Below are 24,942 nucleotides of genomic sequence, written 5' to 3'. Positions count from 1 at the left end.
TTTATTATGTTCCAAGAAAAAAACTTATCTAAATTAATAATATTTACTCCAATTGTATTAATTATATTATTAACAACTTTAGTTACTTATACACAAGTACGAAGTACAGAGAAAAAGTTCAATGAAGATATTTCAAGATTGAAACAAAAACTTGTACTTGAAGAAAAAAATAAACTTTCTCAAAAGTTAACTACAATGGATGATTATATAAAGTATAAAAAAACTACTCAAAAACAAATAATGAATGAAAAAATAAAAAAAAGAGTAGAAATAGCTTATGATATTATTTCAAATAAATATAACTCATATACAGGAATAGCTTCAAATAAAGATATAAAAAAAGATTTAATACAAAGTTTAGCACAAATTAGGTTTGAAAATGACACATACTATTTTGTGTTAGAAGATACAAAAAAAACTATTATTCCTTATTTATATCCAATAAACAAAAAACTTGAAAATCAAAATATAATAGATATAGAAAATAAAGAGCATCAAGATTTTTTACAAAAATATAGAAAAACTTTTTACAAGTCAAACGAGGGCTTTATTCAATATCTTTTTAAAAAGCCAAACTCTTCAATAAAATATGAAAAGATTTCATATATAAAAAAGTTTGAACCTTTTAATTGGTTTGTTGGATATGGCAAATATAAAAGTGATATTGACAAACAAATAAAAGATGAAGTTGTTAATAGAGTAGAGTTTATAAAAAATAGCTCAAAACAGACTATAGTTATTTATGATAAAGAGTTTAAAAATATAACAAAAACAAAATTAGATCATTTTATTATTTCTGATTTAAAAACAAATATTAAAAAATCATTTGATTTAAAAGATTTTGAAAAAATCAATTTTTATTGGACAAAAAATTATGAAAAACTAATTGCGTATAAATTAATAAAAGATTGGAATTGGGTTATTTTAACTACTATTGATTTAAGACATTTAGAAAATAGTATAATTGATGTTTTAGGTACTAAAAAAAATGAAGAAGATAAGTTTTTAAATAATAGTATTAAAATAGCTTTTTTAGTGATTTTATTTGGTTCACTTTTAACATTGCTTCTTTCAAAAAAAATTGAACTAATTTTTAAAAAATATAAAACAAATATAGAAAGTCAAAAGTGTGCTTTAAAAAATATGAACGCAACACTAGAAAGCAAAGTAGATGAAAAAACAGAAGAATTAGAAAAACTAAATATGAAATTAAAAGATAAAGTTGATGAAGAAGTTTTAAAAAATAGAAAAAAAGATCAGATGTTATTTAATCAATCAAAAATGGCATCAATGGGTGAAATGATAGGAAATATAGCCCATCAATGGAGACAACCTTTAAGTACAATAAGTACAGCAGCAAGTGGAATGTCAATAAAGATTGATTATGATCTTGCAAGTAAAGAAGAGTTAAAAAAAGATTTAGAATTAATAGTTGATACCACACAATATTTATCTCATACCATTGAAGATTTTAGAAGTTTTTTTAAAGCAACAAAAGATAAAGAAAAATTTTGTTTAACAAAACTTATAAAAAAAGATATAAATATAATGAATTCAGCTTTTAAAAATAACTTTATAGAAGTAGTTTCTGAGTTTGAAGATGTAGAACTAAATACAATACAAAATGAATTAACGCAAAGTATATTAAATATTTTGACAAATGCTAAAGATGCTTTAAGTCAAAATAGTTCTAAAAATAGATTAATTATTATAAAAACTTTTATAAAAGATAGATTTGTATTTATAACTATTCAAGATAATGGTGGTGGAATAGATGAAAAAATTATGGATAAAATTTTTGAGCCATATTTTACAACAAAACACCAAAGTCAAGGGACAGGAATAGGTCTTTATATGACAAGAGAAATAGTCGTAAAGCATCTAAATGGAACAATTAAAGTCAAAAACAAAAACTTCAAGCACAAAGAAAAAGAGTATCTTGGTGCTTGTTTTGAAATTAAACTTCCATTAGATAGTTTAACTTAGGAAAATACTCTTTTAAAAATGGTAAAGAGACTTCATTGAAACTATCTTTATCTTCATATAAATTTATGTAAAAATCAAAATCTATATTTTTTTGTTTTAAAGCATTTATACTTAATAAAGTATCATTGATACATCCAAGTTTACTAGGAGTTATAAGTATTGCATGGGCTTGAAACTTTTTTATTAAGTCAATTATAAAAATATCTTTATCAATTGGAACCATAAGTCCACCTGCACCCTCAATTATAAGTACATCACACTTTTGTTCAAGCTCTTTTTTCTTTTTTATTAAAAAATCAAAATCAAGAATAACATCTTTTTTTGCTACATATGGAGCTGCTGGAAGTTCGAACTGATATGGAACTACATCATTAATATCAAAATTAAAATCTTTATTTAAGCTTTTTACTAACTCAAGCATAGCACTACCATCAAGAGGTTTATCTTTTACCCCTGTTTCAAAAGGTTTGAAGTATCCTACCTTTAGACCTAAACTGTTTAAAAACTTTGCAAATTTTTTACATGCATAAGTTTTCCCTACATCTGTATTTGTTGCACTTATAAATAAACTTTTATTTAAATAGTAATTTTTATCTTTTATCATTGTAATTTCTTTTTTGGTATAATATTTTATATTTAATATTTTATCGAAAAAAGGTTTGAAGTGGCTAATGAATTTGAAGTAGAGTTAGATAATGATATACAATTGGAAGAACCAAAGAAGTATAAAGTGTTTTTATTAAATGATGATTACTCTACAATGGATTTTGTAATAGATGTTTTAGTAAAAGTTTTTAGAAAAGGTCAAGAAGAAGCAGCACAAATTATGTTAAACATACATAACAAAGGAAAAGCTTTGTGTGGAGTTTATACCCATGAAATTGCTGCTACAAAAGTTGCACAAGTTACCAAAATGGCGAGAGAAAAAGGCTTTCCTTTAAAAGCTTTAATGGAAAAAGAATAGGAATATATTATGATTAGCAATGAATTAAGAAGCATATTTGCACAAGCTGTAAGCTATGCAAAAACTAGTAAGCATGAATATTTGACATTGGAACATATTTTTTTGATGACTATACATGATGAAGTTATTGAAAACTTATTGACAAACTTAGGCTTAAATACTGATGATTTATTTGAAAAAACAAAAAAGTACATAGACGAAAATACACCTGTACTGCCTGAGAATATTGAAGATGAACCAATAGAGAGTATAAGTTTGAGTCAAACAATAGAGTATATGGTTGCACATACTCAAGCAAGTGGCAAAAGAGATGCTGGAGTTGAAGATATGTTTGTTTCTATAATAAAAGATGAAAATTCATATGCTTCATATCTTTTAAAATCAAATGGTGTTCAAAAAGTTGATATATTAGAAGAGATTTCACACAACAGTTCAATAGAAGATTTAGAAGAAACAAGTGATGAAAAATCTTCTTCAAGTGTACTTGAAAAAAATAGTGTTGAGTTAGTAGCTCTTGCAAAAAAAGGTGAAATTGATCCAGTAATTGGAAGAGAAAATGAGATTTCAAGAGTAATTCAAGTTTTAAGTAGAAGAAAGAAAAATAATCCTATATTAGTAGGAGAACCAGGTGTTGGTAAAACTGCAATAGCAGAGGGACTTGCCCTTGAAATTGCAAATGAAAATGTACCATCAAGTCTAGATAAAGCAAAGTTATATTCACTTGATTTGGGTTCACTACTTGCAGGAACTAAATATAGAGGTGATTTTGAAAAGAAATTAAAATCACTATTAAAAGAGATTTCACAAATAGATAATGCAGTTTTATTTATAGATGAAATTCATACTATTGTTGGAGCTGGAAGTGTTGGTGGAAGTGCTATGGATGCATCAAATATCTTAAAGCCAATGCTTGCAAATGGTAAACTAAGATGTATTGGAGCTACAACTTTTGCAGAGTTTAGAAATGATTTTTCAAAAGACAAAGCACTAAGTAGAAGATTTGCAAAAGTAGATATAAATGAACCTTCAATTGAAGATGCTGTAATAATCCTAGAGGGATTAAAATCAAAATATGAAGAGTTTCATGGGGTAAAATATAGTAAACCCTCAATAGAATTAGCAGTTGAGTTAAGTAAAAAGTTTATAAATGATAGATTTTTACCTGATAGTGCTATTGATGTAATTGATGAGGTAGGTTCACTTAAAAAAATTCAAAAAGAAAAAGCAAAAAAAGCTTCAAATATAACAAAAGAAGATATTGAAAATACCATTGCAAAAATGGCGCATATTCCTCCAAAATCAGCAACTAAATCTGATTTGTCATTGCTTAAATCATTAGAAAAAAATATGCAAAAAAGAGTATTTGGTCAAGATAGTGCGGTTTCTTCAATTGTAAAATCAATAAAAAGAAATAAAGCTGGTTTAGGGCTTGATAAAAAACCTATTGGAAGCTTTTTATTTACAGGACCAACAGGTGTTGGTAAAACAGAAGTTGCTCGTGAGTTATCAAATCAATTGGGAATTCATTTTGAAAGATTTGATATGAGTGAGTATATGGAAGCTCATACAATTTCTAGACTTATTGGTGCGCCTGCTGGGTATGTTGGCTTTGAAAATGGTGGTTTATTAACAGAAGCAATTAGAAAACATCCACATTGTGTACTTTTACTTGATGAAATTGAAAAAGCCCATCCTGATTTAATGTCAGTACTTTTACAAGTTATGGACAATGCTGAGTTAACAGATAACAATGGAAATAAAGCAGATTTTCAAAATGTAATATTAATTATGACATCAAATTTAGGTTCTAGTGAAGCAAATGTTATGGGATTTGCAAAAGATGATAAACTAAATGAAGATAAAGCAATAAATAAATTTTTTGCACCTGAATTTAGAAATAGACTTGATTCTACTATTACATTTGAAGCTTTAAGTTTAGATATCGTTGCAAAAATTGCAGGTAAATTCATAGAAGATTTAGAGGCAAAATTAGTTGAGAAAAAAGTTAAAATTACTATTAGTGCAAAAGCTAAAAAAGAGCTTGCAGTACTAGGATATGATAAAACTATGGGTGCAAGACCTTTAAATAGAGTAATTAGTGAAAAGATTAAAGATAAGTTAACAGATGAAATACTATTTGGAAAACTTAAAAAAGGTGGCGAAGTTAAAATTGATTTTGTAAAAGATGATTTTACATTTAAATATCTATAACATTAAACTAAGTTTTAGAAATGGTTTTTAAACTGATTTTAATAAAATTATAGGATAATATAAAATATTATTGTAAAAAGAGGTTATTTTATGAAAAGTGCATTAATTAGTTCGTTTGTGGCGATTTTGTTACTTACAGGCTGTCAAGAAAAAACAGAAGAAGAGAAAACAACATCTTCAAATGTAGAAAAGACACAAAAAGAAGTAAGTAATTCAAAAGATGAATTAATCAATAAGATTAAAGATGCAAGTACTAATATTTCAAATAAGGTTGGTGAGGCTTCTAAACAAATAGGTGAAATAATAGAAAAAACATCAAAAGAGGTTGGAGAAGACGCATCAAAAGTAACAAGTGATATTGTAAAAAAAAGTGATGAAATAACAAAACAAGTAAAAAAACAAGTAGAAGATAAAACAGAAAAAATTGAGAAAAGCATTGATGATATAATGAAAAGTAGCAGTTCAAATCAAGGACAACAACTATTTTTAAAGTGTGCTGGATGTCATGGACAAAATGGAGAAGTAAAAGCACTTGGAAAATCTGAAGTTATTCAAGGTTGGGATAAACAAAAGACTATTGATGTATTAAATGGATATAAAAACGATACTTATGGAAAAGCATTAAAAGGTGTTATGAAAAGCCAAGTTCTATCACTAAATGAAACAGAAATAGAAGCTTTAGCAGAGTATATATCTACTTTATAATACGACTAACTTAAAAAGGAGTTTGCTATGCGATTATATACAAATGTAGCTGGCTTAATTGCTTATGAAAGCTACAGTAATAATAGCAAACTCTTATCTGAATCTTTAAGAAGATTATCAACAGGACTTAGAATAAACAGTGCAAGTGATGATCCCTCTGGACTTGCAATTGCTGATAAATTAAGAACACAAGCAAGTTCAGTCCAACAAAGTATTGAAAATGCAAATTCTGCAATAGCAATGACCCAAATAGCTGATAAAGCAATGGCTGAACAATCAAATATTATTGATATTGTAAAAACAAAACTTATGCAAGCTTCAACAGATACTACAACTGATGCAGGAAGAGAAGCTATAAGAAAAGATATTTCAAAACTTTTAGGACAATTAGATAATATTGCTTCTCAAACAAACTACAATGGAAACTATCTTTTACAAAACAATCACTCAAATACAGATATTTCCAGTGATAAAGTTTTTCAAATAGGTGAAAAAGCTGCTAATACAATAGAACTTAAGGGTGTACAATCAAATACAATTGGTTTAGGATTGGATACCTTGAAAAACCTAGGAGCAAATAGTTTAGATATAACTGTTGCTAGAGATTGGCTTGATGATATTGATAACTCACTAACTACATTAAATACTTTTAGGTCTGAATTTGGTTCTACTCAAAATCAACTAGAGTCTTCTGTTAGATATATGATAACTTTAAAAACAAATCTAAAAGCAAGTGAATCTGTTATTCGAGATGTTGATTATGCAAAAGAAGCAGCTGAATTTAGTAGATTAAATATCTTAGTACAAGCTGGCATGTTTGCTATGGCACAAGCAAATAAAATGCAAGAGAATATATTAAGATATCTATTTAGATAGCCTTGTTATAATCACAAAAAAACAATAAGGATTTTTGTGAGAATATTTCCTTTAACTGATGATATTTATACTTTTCCAAACCCAAGATTAGCTTGCAATGAAGGTATTTTGGCATATGGTGGTGATTTATCTGCTAAAAGATTGATTAGTGCATATGCAAATGGAATTTTTCCTTGGTACAATGAAGATGAACCTATACTTTGGTGGAGTCCAAATCCAAGATTAGTAATGCAATTAGATGAATTTAAAGTATCTAAAAGTTTAGCAAAAACAATAAAAAAAGAGAAATTTGAAGTAAAATTTGATGAGAACTTTACACAAGTAATGATAGAGTGTAAAAACATATTTAGACCCACACAAGATGGTACATGGCTTCAAGATGAATTAATACAAGCTTATACACATCTGCATGAAATTGGATATGCACACTCTTTTGAAAGTTATTATGAGGGTGAACTTGTAGGCGGCGGATATGGTTTAGTAATTGGTGATATGTTTTGTGGCGAATCAATGTTCGCAAAAAAAAGTGATGCATCAAAAGTTGCTTTATATCACTTAGTACAAAGATTAAAGCAAAAAGGTTTTAGCCTACTTGACTGCCAAACCCCAACAGAACACTTACAATCACTTGGTGCAAAATGTATCAGTAGAGATGAGTTCTTAGATAAGTTAGCAAAATCCATAGAAAACTTTCCAAAGTTTTGATTGGTTTTAAATAAGTCATTTTTAATAAACTATAAATATTCTTACAGTACAATTATTATATTATAATTTTATTGGAGATAAAATGAAATATTTTGAACTAAAATGCTTGGCATATATTAAAAAAGAGATTGAACTAAATAGTAGTTTTGATATCATATCTAGCTATATAAATTATTGTTTTACAAAAGATGAGCAATTAAAAAAACTTCATGAAGAAAAAAACTTCAAAAACTATTGTTTTGGGAACTTTTACCCAATAGAAAAAGATAAACTATACAAAAAGGGAAACACCTATGAGTTTATAATTCGCTCATTGGATGAAGAGTTTATTTATAAACTTCAAAGAATATTAAGAGAAAATGTAAACAATAGTTTTTTTCAAGTACTACAAACAACAAAAAAAGTTGTAAAACAAATTTTTATAAGTGAACTATATACAATAACCCCAACTATTACAACTGTAAAAGATGAAAATAACAAATCAATATTTTGGACAGTAGATAAAGATGGAGATATCTTAAAACTTCAAAAACAACTACAAGATAATCTTTTAAAAAAATACGAAAACTTTTACAATGAAAAACTAAAACCAACACAAAACTTTATTCAACTACTAGAAATCAAAAATCAAAAACCACAATCAATATATTTTATGAAAAAGATAAATGATGGTAAAAGCATAAGAGTAAGACTCTTTGGAAATAAGCTTAAAATAGTACCAAATGAAGATGAAACAAGTCAAAAACTAGCATTTGTAGCACTTTCTTGTGGACTTGGGGAGAAACAGAGTTATGGCGGAGGGTTTGTGCTTTCTAGGGTCTAAAAATAGTAAATAATCATCTCCTAGGCTCTTCACTGTAAAAAGATTACAGGAGAGGATTTACCTAGGAACTACGGTTATATTATATATAAAAAGTGAAAAAAAATCAAGGAGGGAAGAGTAGTGAATAATGAGTTTTATAAAAACTTAGAAAAATCTGTATCTAATGAAAGGTTAAGTCATTATTTTACTATTTTTCAAACAGAAGATAAAAAAATAATTATTAGAAAATATCTATTAAATATTGAATTATCTAAATCTTTTTATTTGCCATTGCAAAAACTTGAAACAACTCTAAGAAATAATATACATACTACATTATCAAATCAATTAAAAAATGATAATTGGTTTGAAATATCTGACTTCTTGACAAATGATTCATATAAAAAAATAAGTGAAGCAAAAAATAATATAAATAAAGAATTGACTCCTGGAAGAATAATCTCAGAACTAAACTTTGGATTTTGGTGTGCACTTTTTAGTAAACCTTATGACCAAAAAGTATGGAATAAGTATACTAAATTGATATTCCCCAATATCCCACGAAAATATGCAACAAGAAAAGTATTGATGAAAAAGACAAATTTAATAAGAAAATTTAGAAATAAGATTTTTCATTTTGATACGATTATTAATATAAAAAATCTATTCGAAATTCATAAAGAGATATTGGAAATGATTTATTGGCTAAATAAAGATGTTTATAAATTGACTATAGCCTTTGATGAATTTGAATATATATATAACAATGAAGAGAAGATAATAAAAGAAAAACTAGATGAATTAAGTAAGGATAATCAATGATTTATGATGTTTTAGAAGTATTCGAGAAATTATATGAAGAGAAAAAAGATGATTTGATTTTGGGTTCATATAATTTAAAAGATGGATTGTACGTTAAAATAAAAAAAGATGAAACCTTAGAACTCTTTGAATCAAAAACTGTAAAAAGAGAAAAGGTTTTTACTGATTTAAATGGCATACAAAATAGTAGTGTTTGTGATGATTTTAAAAAGTGGGATTATTATAGCTCTTATATAAATTCAAATAAGGCTTTATTTGATAAAAAAATTCATAATATTAATTATCTATCTTATTTCTTCAAAATTGAAAACAGTGAATATGCAAAAGAAAAAATAGATGAGCACTTTAATGTTCTAGTAGATTTCTCAAAATATAAAGATAAAAAAGACAAAGAAGTAATAGCAGTTTTTCAAGATAGGTTAAAAAATGAGAATAGAAAAGAAGATATTCTAAAAAAATGTTTAATTTTGAAAAATAGTTTTGATGAAATAATTCAAGTAGCAAAAGAAAAAGAGATAAAAAACTATATAAAAATATTTTTTGAGGAAGATTTAGAAAATTATAAAAAAGAGAGTGAAATATATCTATCTTTAAAAATATTTAATGATAGTAAATATAATCAAAAGATAGATGATATAATTTATGGCTTATCCAACTCAAATATGGGGTTGAACTCTAAAAAACCTTTTTTAGAAAACAAAAATAGAAAACTTACTATCCCTTTTATGATAAAAAATAAAGATGCTTTGATGTTAAAGAAGTTTTTTGATTGGTTGAAACTTCAACCTTATAATCAAGATAGAACTTTAGATGAACATTTTTTTATACAAAAACATTTAAGCAACGATGAAGCTGAAATTACAGAGTTTGATTATATTCCGATAAAAGCAGATGATATAAATAAATCATTTTACCCAACATATGTAAAAAATATTTTAGAACTAGAAAAAGATAAAAAATTAATATCTGATTATGAGATAAAAGAGTTATGGCAATTAGAAGATAAGATTGATACACTTTTTTATAATGGGCAATTAAAGTTTAATTACTATAGAGATAGTAAAGATATAAAAGTATCTGATTTTTTATCAAAAGAATTACAATCAATACTTTTTATAACTAAATTTACAATGATTAATTATTTTAAAAAATATGATGATAGAGGATTTTTAAATATCATAAAAAAATATGGAACACAGTTTGTTATAAATCATTATATGAATGAAAGAGAATTTAGAGCAAAAGAAGCCATGAATTTAAAATTAGCATTACAAAAAGGAGAAAAAATGGATATAAAACAAGAGTTGCAAGATTTGAAAAATATGTTAGAGGATGAAGAATATAAGTCATTATCAAAAGATGAATATCTTTTTTTAGCTGGTCAATGGGCAGCTTATTTGTTATCGTTAAGTAAAGCAAGTAATAAAAATAAAACTTTAGCTTTAGCAGAACAATATTTTAAAGCTAAATATATATCTAAAATACAAAGTATTTTAAATAATGATTTAGAAAAATTTAAACATGAAATAAGACTTAATAATGCTTGGGCATTAAAAGCTAGTTCTCTTTTGAAAGCTTATGAAGATGATAGTAAATTAAGTGATAAAGAAAAAGATAGATTCTTAGTAGGTTTTATGGCTAAAAATACATTTTATGAAAAAAGACAAAAAGAAGAAAAAAAAGAAAATGAGGAGAATATATAATGAAAAGAGTTTATGGAGTAATTGGAATAAAAGCAAAAATGGCAAACTGGAATGCTGATTTTACAGGTCGTCCAAAATCTACTAGCAATGGGGAGATTTTTGGTAGTGATAAGGCTTTAAAATATCCAATGAAAAAGATGTGGGAAAATGAAGATAAAAAAGTAATGTATATCAAAAGTTTAAAAGAAGAAAAAGGAAGTGTTATTCCAAATAAGTTAGGTGAGCGATATGCAAATCTTTTTTCAACTATAGATAAAAAGAGCACTACTACAAATGAAGTCTTAACAAATCTTTTTAAGTGTATTGATGTTAAAAATTTTGGAGCTACTTTTGCAGAAGAGGGACAAAATATTTCTATAACTGGTGCTGTACAATTTGGTCAAGGATTTAACAAGTTTGATGATACAAATATAGAAGTTCAAGATATATTATCTCCCTTTGCTGATTCTACAAAAGAAGATGCAAAGCAATCAACTTTGGGTACTAAAGTGACTGTTGATGAAGCACACTATTTTTATGGTTTTTCAATAAATCCAAAAGCATATGATAATTATAAAAATATATTAGATAGTTTTGAAGGTTATACTGAAAATGATTTTGAAGAGTTTAAAAAAGTAGCGCTTACAAGTGCAACTGCTTTTAATACAAATTCAAAATTTGGTTGTGAAAATGAGTTTGCTTTATTTGTTAAATGTAGTGATGAAAATACTTATTTGCCTGATTTAAGTGATTATATTGTTTTTGATAGTGATAAAAAAAGTATTGACTTATCAAAAGTTGAAGAACTTATTAAAGATAAATATGAAAGTGTTGAGGTGTATTTCAACCCTTATAAACTAAAAGTAAATACAACATTAGATAAGTTTAATATCTTTACACAAGAAAAGCTATAAGATGAATGCTATAAGCTTTGAAATAAGTGGTAAAAGTGCCATTTTTAAAAAGCCTGATGTAAATTCTTATACATATTTTACCTATAATAATATCCACAAACCTGCACTTTTAGGAATACTTGGAGCAATTATTGGACTTGGGGGATACAATAAGCTTTATGATGAAAATATCGAAAATAAGAAAAATAAAAAACCTTTAAATGTTGGGTTTCCTGAATATTATGAAAAATTAAAAGATTTAAAGATAAGTATAATTCCAAAAAATGGTAAAGAACCAAATACAGGATATTTTACAAAAAAGATTCAAACTTTTAATAATTCTGTAGGATATGCAAGTAAAGAATTAGGTGGAAATTTAGTTATAAGAGAACAGTGGCTTGAAAATCCAAAATGGCAAATACTTATATTAGATAATAATACTAAAATATATGAAAAAATAAAAGAATATTTATTAGGTAAAAAGGCTGTATTTATTCCATATTTGGGCAAGAATGATCATCCTGCGAATATAAATTTTCTAGAAGAGATAAATTTAGAATATTCAAAAAATTTTCAAAAAATTGATTCATTATTTATAGATGATTATTTTGAAATTGATGATAGTGCAGGAAGAAGAATTTTACCTTTTATATTTAAAGAAATTTCTCCTATTTCTTTACAAAAAGATTTTCATTTTTATGAATATAAAAGTTTGGTTTTTACAAATCAAAAGTTAAGTTTAAAATGTGAGTATAAAGAAATATATTCTTTTGAAGATAAAAACTATTTCTTTTTTTAAAAAGGTTTATTTATGTATGTGAAACTAGATGAGCAAAAGTATGAAAAATATTTTGCTCATACTTGTAAAAACAAACCAAAAGAAAAATTGATTGAGCATTGTAATTTAACAAAACTTTATCTTGAAAAAATTATAAAAGAAAAAAACTTATCAAATCTAATTGATAAGATGATTAGTGATTTAGATAAAGATAATTTTATTTTAATAAAAAAGTTTTTTTATAATGCAATTTTTTTGCATGATTTAGGTAAAACAAATAATTCTTTTCAAGCAAACAAAATGGATAATGAACTATTTGAAAAAACTACGCTCTCATCTGAACATTCAATATATTCAGCTAAAGAGTTTATCAAATTATTTACAGAAGAAGTTGATAATATAGAAGATGATGAAATATTTGATAAAATCAATTATATCCTTAACACTTTTTCTTATGCAATAACAAAACATCATGGTAAGCTTGATAGTATTGAAGATTATAATATAGAAGAAGATGGTTCTTATGAACTTGTGAAAAAAAAGAGTGAAAAATATATAAATAACCCCTTTGAATTTTATATATTAAATAAACTTCTTTTTTCTATTTTAGTTTCAAGTGATTATTATGCAACAACACATTATATGGCTGATTTAACAATTGAAGATTTTGGAACTATAAAAAATAAACAGAAAATTATAAATAAATTTGAAGAGTATAAAATTGTCAAAAATATTAGAAGTGGTGAAAATATAAAAGGAATAAATAAACTTCGTTCAAAGATGTTTTTAGAAGCAGAAGAGAATCTTCTTGAAAATTTTGATAAAAATATTTTTTATCTTGAAGCACCAACGGGAAGTGGCAAAACACTTACTTCACTTAATCTTGCAATAAAGTTAATAAAACAAGAAGATATTAATAAAATATTTTATGTATTTCCTTTCAATACTTTAGTTGAGCAAACAAAAAAACAACTTGGTGATATATTTGATAAAGATTTAAATATGGAAGTGATTAATTCTATTACTCCTATAAAAGAGATAACTGATCAAGAACAAGAAGATGAAGAGAGTAAATATCAAAAGTCATATATGAGTAGACTTTTTTTTCATAATGAGTTAATTCTTACAACGCATATTGCATTTTTTAATATACTTTTTGGAATAACAAAAGAGGATAACTTTCCACTTTGGCAAATGGCAAATAGTGTGATAATACTTGATGAAATACAAAGTTATGATAATAAACTTTGGTCTTATATGATTAAATTTTTTTCTATTTATGCAAAAGTTTTAAATATGAAGATTATTATTATGTCTGCAACATTACCAAAACTTGATAATTTAATAGATAGTGAAGAGAACAAAGATATTTTTGTAGAACTTATCAAAAATAAAAATGATTATTTTCAAAGTGAATATTTTAAAAATAGAGTAGAAGTTGACTTTTCATTATTGGAACAATATAAAGAGATTAAATATGATATTTTGATAGATAAATTAGATATAGAAAAGGAAAACTATTCAAAAATTGTATTTGAATTTATAAAAAAAGATAGTGCAAGAGAATTTTTTGAGAAAATTGAAGAAGATATTAGGTTTAGCAATTTTGAGATTTTTGAGTTAAGTGGTGATGATAATAAAGCTACCAGAGAACATGTTATACAAAAAATAAAAGATGAAAAAGAATTAAAAATTATTTTAGTGGCAACTCAAGTTATAGAGGCTGGTGTTGATATAGATATGGATTTAGGCTTTAAGGATATTTCAACTATTGATAGCGAAGAACAATTTTTAGGTCGTATTAATAGATCTTGTCTAAAACTTGAAAATAAATATAAGCCAAAAGTATATTTTTTCAATAAAGATGAAGAGAGCAGGATTTATAAAGAAGATAATCGTATAGAAGATAATTTACGAAAAAGTGAATTTAGACAAGTTTTATTGAATAAAGATTTTGAGAGTTTTTATAAAAATGTATTTAAAAGAATAAAAAATAATGATGCTAAAATAGAAGATGGAATACTTGGAAATTTTGAAAAATTTAACGAAATAGTTCAAAAGTTAAATTATAAAGAGATACAAGAAAAAATGAGACTGATAAATACACAAAGCTTTAGATTGTATTTTCCTTTTAAGCTTGATATTTCAAAATATAATATTGAAGAGTTTAAAGATAAAGAAAAAATAGTAGATTATTTAGATGAAAATAAAAACTTAGATGGACAGCTTATTTGGAGTGAGTTTGAAAAGTTAAATGATATAAATAATTATGCTAAAAAAGAGATAAAAAGAAGTGAATTAAACTCATTAATGCAGTTTTTTACCTTTAATATAACAAAATATTCAAATAAGCAATCATTACGATATTATGACTATGCTTGTGGCTCTTATTATCTTATTTCAGATTATAAAACTTTTATAAAAAATGGTAAGTTTAATAGAAAAGCATATCAAGATAAAAGTAAGGATATATTTTGGTAAACGGCACACTCATAAACTATTATTTTCACTGTAAAAGGCAATGTTATCTTCATGCCAACCGTATAAACTTAGAAGATAATAGCGAAGATGTACGAATAGGTAAAATTTTACATGAGATAAATGAATCAAAGTCAAAAAAAACTGAGATAAGTATTGATAATATCAAGATAGATAAACTCACCCGTGATTATTTGGTTGAGATTAAGAAAAGTGATAGTGACATTGAGTCTGTACGATGGCAGGTTTTACTTTATCTTTATAAACTAAAACAAAAAGGTGTTGAAAGAAAAGGCAAGATTGAGTTTATTGAAAAAAACAAACAAGATAAAAAAGTACACTATATTGATTTAGATGAGGTAAATGAAAAAGAGCTTTTAAAAATATGTAAAGAGATAGAAACTCTTATAAATGCACCAATACCACCAGCAGCAAAATTTGAAAACAAGTGTAAAAAGTGTGCTTATTATGAGTATTGTTTTATATAAGGATTAAAATGGCAAAGAATCATACTAGATATATATTTTCAATGGGGGAGCTTAAACGTAAAGATAACTCTATAGCTTTTAAGAATGAAAAAGGAAATTTTTATATTCCCATACAAGATACTAGAGAGCTTTATTGTATGAATGAAGTTAGTTTCAATACTAAGTTTTTAGACTTTATATCTCGTGCTGGTATAACACTTCATCTTTTTAATTATCATGGAAACTATAGTGGAAGTTTTTATCCAAAAGAACAACTTGTAAGTGGGGATTTGACTATAAAACAATCTTTATGTTTTATAGAAAGAAGATTGAACATAGCAAAAGCTATTGTAAGGGCGATAGCTTTAAATATTCATGAAACTTTATATCACTATTTTAGACATGGGAAAAAAGAGCTAAAAGAGTTTCTTGATTGGCTTAAAAGTGATGTTGAAAAGTTTTTAAGTAAAGAGTTGACAATAGAGCAAATACTTTTTGTAGAAGGGCAGATTTGGAGTAGGTTTTATGATAGTTTTAAGTATTTTTTACCAGAAGATTTCATCATGAATAAAAGGGTAAAAAGACCACCTGATAATCCTATAAATGCACTTGTAAGTTTTGGAAATACCTTACTTTATACAAAAACAATATCAAGTATATATGAAACACATCTAAACCAAACTATAAGTTTTTTACACTCTCCAAGAGAGGGAAGATTTAGTCTTAGTCTTGATATAAGTGAAGCTTTTAAACCTATTATTGTATTTAAAACAATTTTTGATTTAGTAGGTAAAAAAAGGATTCAAGTTGCAAAGCATTTTGACAAAAGTTTAAATTATGCACTTTTAAATGAAGAGGGTAAAAAAATATTTATTGATGCCTTTGAAACAAGGATAAATGAAACTTTTATGCACAAAAAACTAAAAAGAAAAACAAGTTTTAAAAACTGTATCAAACTTGATGGATATAAACTTATAAAGTATATAGTCGAAAATAAAGAGTTTAAACCTTTTAATCTAAAAGATAAAATTTAAGGACTTTAATGGCTACTAAAAAACAAAATTATAATTATAACTACATATTTTTATTTTATGATATTGCAGATGAGTTTAGCGAAGTAGGTAAGTATAGAGTATCAAGAGTCTTTAAAATATGTAAGCAGTATCTAAAACATCATCAAAAATCAATCTTTAGGGGAAATATAACTCCATCAGATCAAATTATGCTTGAAAACAAACTTAGAAAAATAATAGATAAGGATTTGGATTTTATCTCTATTATTAAAGTACAAAATTCAGGAAGTTTTGCAGAACTTACTATTGGAAATGATAAAAAAGAGTCAGAATCTATTTTTATATGATTTTTCCAACCTACTTAAAAATAATATCATCTAAAAATAGCTATAATAAGGCACTTTTAAAAAGTTATTTCACAACTTATTGTTTTAAAATAATCAGTTGGAAAAACTTCTTAGAAGAACCAATTAAAGGGAAAGTGTATTTTAGAAGTACCTACATCATCTTCCTTGAACCAAAACATATGATGTATTGAAATAGTGAGTGGAAATAGTAAGGCTACAGGAATATCAACTTGAACCAAAACATATGATGTATTGAAATTCTGCTATTTTATCTGTCCAGCTATCTGGGCTAGCTTGAACCAAAACATATGATGTATTGAAATTTTCCAAATTTTGTCGTTCCCGCAGAGCTTACACCTTGAACCAAAACATATGATGTATTGAAATTGCCAAGAAGCTTGTGCTGTTGCTACACCAAAACCTTGAACCAAAACATATGATGTATTGAAATGTAAGTGCTTTTACTGCTGCACCTGTTCCATCAGCCTTGAACCAAAACATATGATGTATTGAAATTTTGATGCATTAATAGACTGCATGTCTTGACTTTCCTTGAACCAAAACATATGATGTATTGAAATATTTTTTCAACATCTGTTAATTGCATGTTTGGATACTTGAACCAAAACATATGATGTATTGAAATCCTTTAGGACCTTGTGGACCTATATCGCCTTTATCTCTTGAACCAAAACATATGATGTATTGAAATCTATCAAATTTGAAAAGGTCTTGAAGTTCTACATCACTTGAACCAAAACATATGATGTATTGAAATATAGGAGGCAACCAAGGACACAACCATTCTTTTATCTTGAACCAAAACATATGATGTATTGAAATTTTACTGTATGCAGTTAGATAGTTTAATCCTGTACTTGAACCAAAACATATGATGTATTGAAATAACTAACCTAAAGAAAATAAAGGCGATTAAATTTCTTGAACCAAAACATATGATGTATTGAAATTGCTTATCAACTGCAGACATAACAAAGGGTTGTATACTTGAACCAAAACATATGATGTATTGAAATTTGCAGGTCTTAAATCTTGTTGTGGGCTTCCACTCTTGAACCAAAACATATGATGTATTGAAATTTAAAAAAAGTAAGTTTATCTTCAAGCTCTAATTCTTGAACCAAAACATATGATGTATTGAAATTAAAATGGGATATGTTTATTTAATCGACTCATTTTCTTGAACCAAAACATATGATGTATTGAAATTTTTAAAAGCCTTTCATACAAGTTATAATAGTTAATCTTGAACCAAAACATATGATGTATTGAAATGGAGATGAATTAACTTTAAATTTTATGTCTGATTACTTGAACCAAAACATATGATGTATTGAAATAGAGTATCGCTCCAACTATCTTTCCTCTGTATATTCTTGAACCAAAACATATGATGTATTGAAATAATTTTGGTAAGTCTGCGATTTGTTCTACATATTCTTGAACCAAAACATATGATGTATTGAAATATATCAACAAAAGTTGTATTTCCACTTTTTATCTTCTTGAACCAAAACATATGATGTATTGAAATAATTGACTTTGCATTAAAAGTATATTCAATTCCAGCCTTGAACCAAAACATATGATGTATTGAAATGATAGATATTTGTTTATATCTTTTTCAGGTAAATCTTGAACCAAAACATATGATGTATTGAAATAACAAAATTGTAAAGTTGGAAATAGCAAGCGGTAGCTTGAACCAAAACATATGATGTATTGAAATTGAATTACATACAAAGTTTCAAACATTATTTTTTTAGCTTGAACCAAAACATATGATGTATTGAAATTTTTAGGTGTGGCAACGGGTAGGCAATTTGATTTGCTTGAACCAAAACATATGATGTATTGAAATTCTGTTCAAATAAATTAGTAGATTTAGGAGTAGATTCTTGAACCAAAACATATGATGTATTGAAATAGAGCTTCAGCTTTTCCAGTCCCTTGTGAATATATTCTTGAACCAAAACATATGATGTATTGAAATTTGGTGGAAGATTAATATTATTTTGTTCTTTTAAATTCTTGAACCAAAACATATGATGTATTGAAATTCATCTGCATATTCTTTTGCAGTATAAAGTCCAGAGCTTGAACCAAAACATATGATGTATTGAAATCGAAAATTAAAAGATATAAAAGAACCAGAAATACCCTTGAACCAAAACATATGATGTATTGAAATCCCTATAGGCAAAGATGACATTACAATGTCTTTAACTTGAACCAAAACATATGATGTATTGAAATTCTCTTGGACCAACACCAACACCAAATTTTAAAAAGCTTGAACAAAACATATGATGTATTGAAATTCAATAGTATTTACGACTAATTCTAATTTATGATGCCTTGAACCAAAACATATGATGTATTGAAATATTACAACTGCAAGGATAATTGGTAATCAAAACAAACTTGAACCAAAACATATGATGTATTGAAATAAAGTTACCAAATGAATTGCCTTTACATGATGAGCCTTGAACCAAAACATATGATGTATTGAAATTCAAGTAGGAAACAGTTCCCACCTGACCCAGTTTCCTTGAACCAAAACATATGATGTATTGAAATCATTTATAAAGTTAATTGGAATTCTGTCCCAATAAACTTGAACCAAAACATATGATGTATTGAAATTCACCTAAAGAGTTAGTAATTTCATCTACTCTAATTCTTGAACCAAAACATATGATGTATTGAAATTATTATAAATGACCCTAAGACGGCGAGCATTACAGCTTGAACCAAAACATATGATGTATTGAAATAATGGTAAAGCTATGTAAAACATAACTAAACCTATACTTGAACCAAAACATATGATGTATTGAAATTGTATTAAAGTTGAGTATAGAGCGGATTATTTAGCTCTTGAACCAAAACATATGATGTATTGAAATCTAAATAAGAAGGTTTGCCATCTGCACCATCTTTTCTTGAACCAAAACATATGATGTATTGAAATTATGTTTCACGACCTCTTACGATACTTTTAGTTGCTTGAACCAAAACATATGATGTATTGAAATAGCAAGAAATGAAGAGCTACAACAAAAAAGATTAACTTGAACCAAAACATATGATGTATTGAAATTTGCGATTTGTTTACCAATTATTTGGCTGATACATTTGACCACAATATATAATATATGGAAAATGACCCGAATGAATTCGGGTTTCCGAAAATGGAGTTTTGAATTGAAGCATTTAGTGTATTGAAATTTTGGATTCTCTTCTTCAACTTGTGCTGTTGCTAAGTTTGAACCAACACATATAATATATAGAAAATGACCCGAATGAATTCGGGTTTCCGAAAGTGGAGCTTTGAACCAAAACATATGATGTATTTAAATATAAACGAGATAGCATCATTTATACAATCTTCAATTCTTGAACTACAATATATGATGCATAGAAAATGACCCGAATGAATTCGGGTTTCCGAAAATTGAGTTTTAAATTGAAACTTGTGGTGTGGAATGACCCGAATGAATTGGATTTTGATTAAATATAAGTTAAGAAAAACTTATAATAAGCTCTTTTAAATAGATTAAAAAAACTTTTACTTATAATACGCAAAAATTATGTATTTAAGGTAAATAATGATTAAAAAGATTGATATGAACTCTACTGAATTCCAAACTCAGTTTGAATTAACAAAGCAGTTTACAGACAAGGTTTTAGATAGATTTGGTTTTGTTTATAATCCTGAAAATGATGTAAATGAATCTGTTCAGCAAGGGCTTAGTAGAAATAAGATGATATATGGAAAAAGATTCTGTCCTTGTTTTATGGTAATAGGTCAAACAAAGCAAGAACAAAAAGAAGCAGATAATAGACTTTGTCCATGTAAACCTGCACTTGAAGTTGAGATACCAAGGGATGGAAAGTGCCATTGTGGGATTTTTTGTACTCCTGAATTTGCTCAAAGTGAGGCTTTGAAAAATGAGGTTAGTGAGGTTACTCACACTCATTCAAGAGGTCTTACTAAGCAAGAGTGCGAAGTACTTTTACAAAAAGAGCAAATTGATGCTGATGAGTTAGAATCACTTCTTGAAGCTAGAACATTAAAATATATTGATTTTAATTTAGTTGATACAAGAGAGTGGATGGAGTGGGTAGGACAAAGAATTAAAGGTTGCGATTATTTAGTTCCAACTACTTCATTTTATCAAAGTATTGAGCAGTTACAAAATCAAAAAGAAAAACCTGTGATTGTTTATTGTTTAAGTGGTAGTAGAAGTGCATATTGTCAAAAAGTTATGTATGATTTAGGTTTTAAGTGTGTATCAAATTTAGATTATGGGATTATGACATATAAAGGAAGTACTATTAGTGGTGAAGATGAGTAATTAACTCATCTTTCCAATGATTGATAAAGCATATATCCACTTGCATAATTGTCTTTATTTTCATAAAGTGGATATAAAATATTGTGAAACTCTAACTCTTCATTGTCCGCTGTAATGAACTTTTCATTAAATCCTACTGCTTCTTTTACTTTTATTGCTTCTAGCATTTTTTTCTGAATATTAGCTGCATTTGGTGTTATTGAGTTTATAGGTTTATTTTTTAAATCCATTAAAGAGTACTTATAAATATTGCTAAATTGGTTTGATATATTTTCTATTATTCCAAATTTATCTAGTTTTATTGATGCTATAAAATGCTCTGCTAGGAACTTATAAAAAGATACTTCTTTTTCTAATAATTCACAATTGTCTTTTAGTTGTCCATAATCTTTTTTTGTGCTTAGCATCTCATTTGCTAAAGCTTTTGTTGTTTTATATAGATTTCTATTCTCTTTTGAGTTTTTTACACTTTTTAAAATAGTTGATGTTAAATCTTGAATTTTTAAAGGTTTTGTTACATAGCTATCTATATTTAATGTGATTGCTTTTATAAGTGATTCTTCATCTGTAAAAGCAGTTGTAAAAATCACGGGTATGTATTTTGATACTTTATGTACTTCTTCTGCTAGCTCAAATCCTGTCATTTTGGGCATATTTAAATCTGTAACAATTACATCTAATTCATCTTGATGATTCTTAAATAGATTTATTCCTTGACGACCATCTTTTCCTACATACACTTTTTTGAAGATTTTTTCAAATACAGAAAGTGTTTGTGCTCTAATAACATCATCATCTTCAACATACAATACTGTTACTTGTTTTAATTCTTTTAAATCAATTTGCATAAACACACCACTTTTTTAAATTTTTTTGATTATAACATATCATTACTATACTTTTTTAATAATTGAACGATTGAGATAAAAAAAGTAACCATTGCAGGACCTATAATCATTCCCCAAAAGCCAAATGTTGATAATCCAGCAATAATTGAGAAAAAAATCAATAATTCATTTATTTTACTTGGAGTTTTTACTACTTTTTGATTTATATATTTTATAATTATAGGCTTTATAAATGTATCAGCTAATACTGATATGATGATTATTGAATAAGCACTAATGATTATAGCATCATAAAAATCACCTAAATAGACTTCATATAAAGCTATTGGAAGCCACATTATTATACCACCAACTACAGGAACCAATGAAGCAAAACCATATAAAACACCTAGTAAAAACCCATTGTAGCCATATGCTGATATGAAAAATCCAAATAACATACCCTCAAATATTGCAGTAACTAGTATTGAGTATAAAACAATACTCATTACATTTGAAGATTCATAAAATAGTGTAATTGAGTCTTCTTTTTTCAAAGGAAGAATATCTTTTATATAGTGTGAAAGACTTGTTCCATAAAGTGTAAAAAAGAAATAAAATATAAGTATCATAAACATATCTATCATAAATGAAGCAGAGTTTTTACCTAAATATGCTCCAATTGAGAGTATGTTTTTTATACTTTCTGCAATATCTATTTTTTCAAGAATTAATATTAGTTGTTGTTTAAAAAACTCATACTCTTTTGGAATATTTAGTATCCATGTTTCTATTTGTGAGTAGTTTTTCATCAAAGCTTGTTGATCTAATTGATTTATGTAATTTGCAAATGAAAAAATACAGTACATTACAGGTACAAAAAATATTAGTGCAAGTATTATTGTCATAATAATTGCTGAAATTGTTTGACTTTTTACTCTGTGTGTAATAAATATATCTAAAGTATTAGTAGCTACTGTTAGAAGTAAAGCTACAAATATTGCTTTTAAAAAGGGATTGAAAAGTTCAAATAGAAAAAATAAAATAGCAATAGCAATAGCAATTAAAAAATGCTGTGGCTTCAAAACAAAGACTCCTTTTGTATCTTTTCATTTTCTGGATATGACAATCTAAACATCTCATATGTTTTTACACTAGCTACTCTTCCTCTTGCTGTTCTTTCTATAAAGCCATTTGCAAGTAAATATGGTTCAATTGCATCTTCAATTGTTCCCTCATCTTCGCTAAGTGCAGCTGCTATTGTAGATAATCCCATAGGCTTACCTTTATTTGATACAAGAAGCTCAAGTAAATTTATATCCATTTCATCAAATCCACTATCATTTACACCTAATTCATCTAGTGCATAATTGCATCTTTGTTTTATGATAGTATCTTCATTTTCTACTTCTGCAAAGTCTCTTACTCTTCTTAAAAGTCTTAGGGCAACTCTTGGTGTTCCTCTACTTCTTCTTGATATTTCTAATGCAGCATCATCTTCACAAATTTTATTTAATTTAACAGAAGCTTTTTGAATGATTTTTGCTAATTCTTCATTGTTATAAAACTGCATTCTAAAATGCATACCAAATCTTTCTCTTAAAGGATTACTTAGCATTCCAGCTCTTGTTGTTGCTCCAATTAGTGTAAATCTTGGTAAATCAATTTTTACAGTTTGTGCAGCTGGACCACTTCCAATAATAATATCAAGTCTATAATCTTCCATTGCTGGATATAATATCTCTTCAACTGCTGGACTTAATCTGTGTATCTCATCAATAAATAAAATATCACCTTCTTCTAAGTTTGTTAAAATAGCAGCTAAGTCACCACTTTTTTCAATCATAGGTCCTGCTGTGATTTTTATATTTGAATTCATTTCATTAGAAATAAGATAAGAAAGTGTAGTTTTACCAAGACCTGGCGGTCCATAAAAAAGTATATGATCAAGTGCTTCTTCTCTTTTTTTACTAGCTTCAATAAAAACTTTTAAATTTTTTTTAATTTTCTCTTGTCCAATATAATCATCCCAAGAAGAGGGTCTTAAATTTACTTCATTTTTATCTTCTTCAAATGATATTTGTTCAACTTCTACTAATCTTTCCACTATTATTTTCCTAAACTTTTAATACTCTTCATCTTTTGATGGAAATTGTGTTGTTTGTACATCATTTCTATATTGTAAAACTGCATCTTTTACAAGTGTTGCCCCATCTAAATATCTTCTAACAAATTTTGGTTTAAATTCATCAAAAAAGCCTAACATATCTGACCAAACTAAAACTTGTCCATCAGTTACATTTCCAGCACCAATTCCAATAACTGGAACATTTACTGCTTCTGTGATTTTTTTTGCAACACTACTTAAGACACCCTCAACAACAATAGCAAATGCACCTGCTTTTTCAATAGCAATAGCATCACGAATTAGTTGTTCTTCATCTTCTTTAGTTTTACCTCTTACTTTGTATCCGCCTTCACTTCTAACATATTGTGGCATAAGTCCAATATGTCCCATAACAGCAATTGAGTTAGATGTTAGATGTTTTACAATATCAGCTTTATCTTCTCCACCTTCAACTTTAACAGCTGCTATATTTGTTTCTTGATAAATTTTAACTGCATTTTTAAGTGCTATGTCTTTATTTGTGTATGTTCCAAAAGGCATATCTAAAATAACAAAAGCTTTTGGTGCACCTGTACAAACTGCATTTGCATGGTAAATCATCTGTTCAAGTGTTGCACTTAATGTATCAGGTTTTCCTGCAAAGCTCATGTTTAAGCTATCTCCTACAAGTATCATATCTGCAACTTCTGCAAATAAATTTGCAAAAAGTGCATCATAAGCTGTAATCATTGTTAATTTTTTATTGTTTTTAGTTTTTAATATTTTAGTAATTGACATTTTTTCAAAATCATTTTTAATTATACTCATATAATTGTTCCCCAAAATCAAGTTCTATTTTTTTAATATTAATCTATAACCTTGTTATAATATGTT

21 protein-coding genes and 1 CRISPR repeat array are annotated in these 24,942 nt (G+C 26.7%); of the genes, 16 read left to right on the top strand and 5 right to left on the bottom strand.

From position 1 onward, the window contains the following. Positions 1–6: 6 nt before the first annotated feature. Positions 7–1,986 carry a sensor histidine kinase gene (locus tag ACAN_RS11165; RefSeq protein ID WP_099334311.1) on the top strand — a complete coding sequence of 660 codons (1,980 nt, stop codon included), beginning with the start codon at positions 7–9 and terminating at the stop codon, positions 1,984–1,986. Here ACAN_RS11165 and bioD read toward each other — a convergent pair. Next, positions 1,958–2,590 (bottom strand): dethiobiotin synthase, encoded by a 633-nt coding sequence (gene bioD, locus ACAN_RS11160; RefSeq protein WP_099334312.1) that lies wholly within the window; start codon positions 2,588–2,590, stop codon positions 1,958–1,960. The two genes, ACAN_RS11165 and bioD, sit on opposite strands and share 29 nt — an antisense overlap. Before the next feature lie 60 nt (positions 2,591–2,650). Between bioD and clpS the strand changes: the two genes are divergently transcribed. The 15 genes from clpS to ACAN_RS11085 all read left to right on the top strand — a co-directional run bounded on the left by clpS (position 2,651) and on the right by ACAN_RS11085 (position 21,114). Then, the gene (gene clpS / locus ACAN_RS11155) at positions 2,651–2,950 is read left to right on the top strand and encodes an ATP-dependent Clp protease adapter ClpS (RefSeq protein WP_079576912.1); all 300 of its coding nucleotides are present in this window, start codon (positions 2,651–2,653) and stop codon (positions 2,948–2,950) included. Positions 2,951–2,959: 9 nt separating this feature from the next. After that, positions 2,960–5,161 carry an ATP-dependent Clp protease ATP-binding subunit ClpA gene (gene clpA, locus ACAN_RS11150; protein ID WP_099334313.1) on the top strand — a complete coding sequence of 734 codons (2,202 nt, stop codon included), beginning with the start codon at positions 2,960–2,962 and terminating at the stop codon, positions 5,159–5,161. Positions 5,162–5,251: 90 nt separating this feature from the next. Next, entirely contained in the window at positions 5,252–5,866 is a 615-nt protein-coding gene (locus ACAN_RS14035; RefSeq protein WP_228150629.1) for a c-type cytochrome, read from the top strand. Between the two features lie 27 nt (positions 5,867–5,893). Next, positions 5,894–6,742 (top strand): flagellin, encoded by an 849-nt coding sequence (locus ACAN_RS11140; protein ID WP_079576914.1) that lies wholly within the window; start codon positions 5,894–5,896, stop codon positions 6,740–6,742. A 36-nt stretch (positions 6,743–6,778) separates the two neighbouring features. After that, positions 6,779–7,447: a leucyl/phenylalanyl-tRNA--protein transferase gene (aat, locus tag ACAN_RS11135; RefSeq protein WP_099334314.1), complete on the top strand. Its 669-nt coding sequence runs from the start codon at positions 6,779–6,781 to the stop codon at positions 7,445–7,447. Positions 7,448–7,529: 82 nt separating this feature from the next. After that, positions 7,530–8,270 (top strand): CRISPR-associated endoribonuclease Cas6, encoded by a 741-nt coding sequence (gene cas6 / locus ACAN_RS11130; protein WP_099334315.1) that lies wholly within the window; start codon positions 7,530–7,532, stop codon positions 8,268–8,270. A 120-nt stretch (positions 8,271–8,390) separates the two neighbouring features. Then, positions 8,391–9,071 (top strand): hypothetical protein, encoded by a 681-nt coding sequence (locus tag ACAN_RS11125; RefSeq protein WP_099334316.1) that lies wholly within the window; start codon positions 8,391–8,393, stop codon positions 9,069–9,071. After that, a complete protein-coding gene (locus tag ACAN_RS11120; protein ID WP_099334317.1) occupies positions 9,068–10,774 on the top strand; it encodes a hypothetical protein in 1,707 nt (568 codons plus the stop codon). Before ACAN_RS11125 ends, ACAN_RS11120 begins: the two co-directional genes overlap by 4 nt. Next, positions 10,774–11,667, top strand: coding sequence for a type I CRISPR-associated protein Cas7 (locus tag ACAN_RS11115; RefSeq protein ID WP_191287714.1), 894 nt, complete (start codon positions 10,774–10,776; stop codon positions 11,665–11,667). The genes ACAN_RS11120 and ACAN_RS11115 overlap by 1 nt, the downstream gene beginning before the upstream one ends. A 1-nt stretch (position 11,668) precedes the next feature. Next, the gene (cas5b, locus tag ACAN_RS11110) at positions 11,669–12,445 is read left to right on the top strand and encodes a type I-B CRISPR-associated protein Cas5b (protein WP_099334319.1); all 777 of its coding nucleotides are present in this window, start codon (positions 11,669–11,671) and stop codon (positions 12,443–12,445) included. A gap of 12 nt (positions 12,446–12,457) precedes the next feature. Then, complete coding sequence (locus tag ACAN_RS11105) at positions 12,458–14,905, top strand: CRISPR-associated helicase/endonuclease Cas3 (protein WP_099334320.1); 2,448 nt, start codon at positions 12,458–12,460, stop codon at positions 14,903–14,905. After that, positions 14,899–15,390 carry a CRISPR-associated protein Cas4 gene (locus ACAN_RS11100; protein ID WP_322863361.1) on the top strand — a complete coding sequence of 164 codons (492 nt, stop codon included), beginning with the start codon at positions 14,899–14,901 and terminating at the stop codon, positions 15,388–15,390. Before ACAN_RS11105 ends, ACAN_RS11100 begins: the two co-directional genes overlap by 7 nt. A gap of 8 nt (positions 15,391–15,398) precedes the next feature. Continuing rightward, on the top strand, positions 15,399–16,403 hold the full coding sequence (cas1b, locus tag ACAN_RS11095; RefSeq protein WP_099334322.1) for a type I-B CRISPR-associated endonuclease Cas1b: 1,005 nt from the start codon (positions 15,399–15,401) through the stop codon (positions 16,401–16,403). 8 nt (positions 16,404–16,411) lie between these two features. Then, complete coding sequence (gene cas2, locus ACAN_RS11090) at positions 16,412–16,729, top strand: CRISPR-associated endonuclease Cas2 (RefSeq protein ID WP_099334323.1); 318 nt, start codon at positions 16,412–16,414, stop codon at positions 16,727–16,729. A gap of 164 nt (positions 16,730–16,893) precedes the next feature. Continuing rightward, a CRISPR array of direct repeats spans positions 16,894–19,856; the repeat unit is 30 nt; unit sequence CTTGAACCAAAACATATGATGTATTGAAAT. A 508-nt stretch (positions 19,857–20,364) separates the two neighbouring features. Beyond that, positions 20,365–21,114 (top strand): ferredoxin-thioredoxin reductase catalytic domain-containing protein, encoded by a 750-nt coding sequence (locus ACAN_RS11085; RefSeq protein ID WP_099334324.1) that lies wholly within the window; start codon positions 20,365–20,367, stop codon positions 21,112–21,114. 5 nt (positions 21,115–21,119) lie between these two features. Here ACAN_RS11085 and ACAN_RS11080 read toward each other — a convergent pair whose 3' ends face one another. From ACAN_RS11080 to panB, 4 genes are read right to left on the bottom strand one after another with little or no spacing between them, the layout of a single operon-like run. Continuing rightward, positions 21,120–21,962, bottom strand: coding sequence for a response regulator (locus ACAN_RS11080; protein ID WP_099334325.1), 843 nt, complete (start codon positions 21,960–21,962; stop codon positions 21,120–21,122). A gap of 29 nt (positions 21,963–21,991) precedes the next feature. After that, complete coding sequence (locus tag ACAN_RS11075; protein WP_099334326.1) at positions 21,992–23,026, bottom strand: AI-2E family transporter; 1,035 nt, start codon at positions 23,024–23,026, stop codon at positions 21,992–21,994. Next, entirely contained in the window at positions 23,023–24,048 is a 1,026-nt protein-coding gene (ruvB, locus tag ACAN_RS11070) for a Holliday junction branch migration DNA helicase RuvB (RefSeq protein ID WP_099334327.1), read from the bottom strand. The genes ACAN_RS11075 and ruvB overlap by 4 nt, the downstream gene beginning before the upstream one ends. A gap of 18 nt (positions 24,049–24,066) precedes the next feature. Further along, on the bottom strand, positions 24,067–24,876 hold the full coding sequence (gene panB, locus ACAN_RS11065; protein ID WP_099334328.1) for a 3-methyl-2-oxobutanoate hydroxymethyltransferase: 810 nt from the start codon (positions 24,874–24,876) through the stop codon (positions 24,067–24,069). Between the last annotated feature and the right edge of the window lie 66 nt (positions 24,877–24,942).

Source organism: Malaciobacter canalis (assembly GCF_008000835.1).
GTDB lineage: Bacteria > Campylobacterota > Campylobacteria > Campylobacterales > Arcobacteraceae > Malaciobacter > Malaciobacter canalis.
This window is presented reverse-complemented; position numbering and strand designations above follow the sequence as displayed.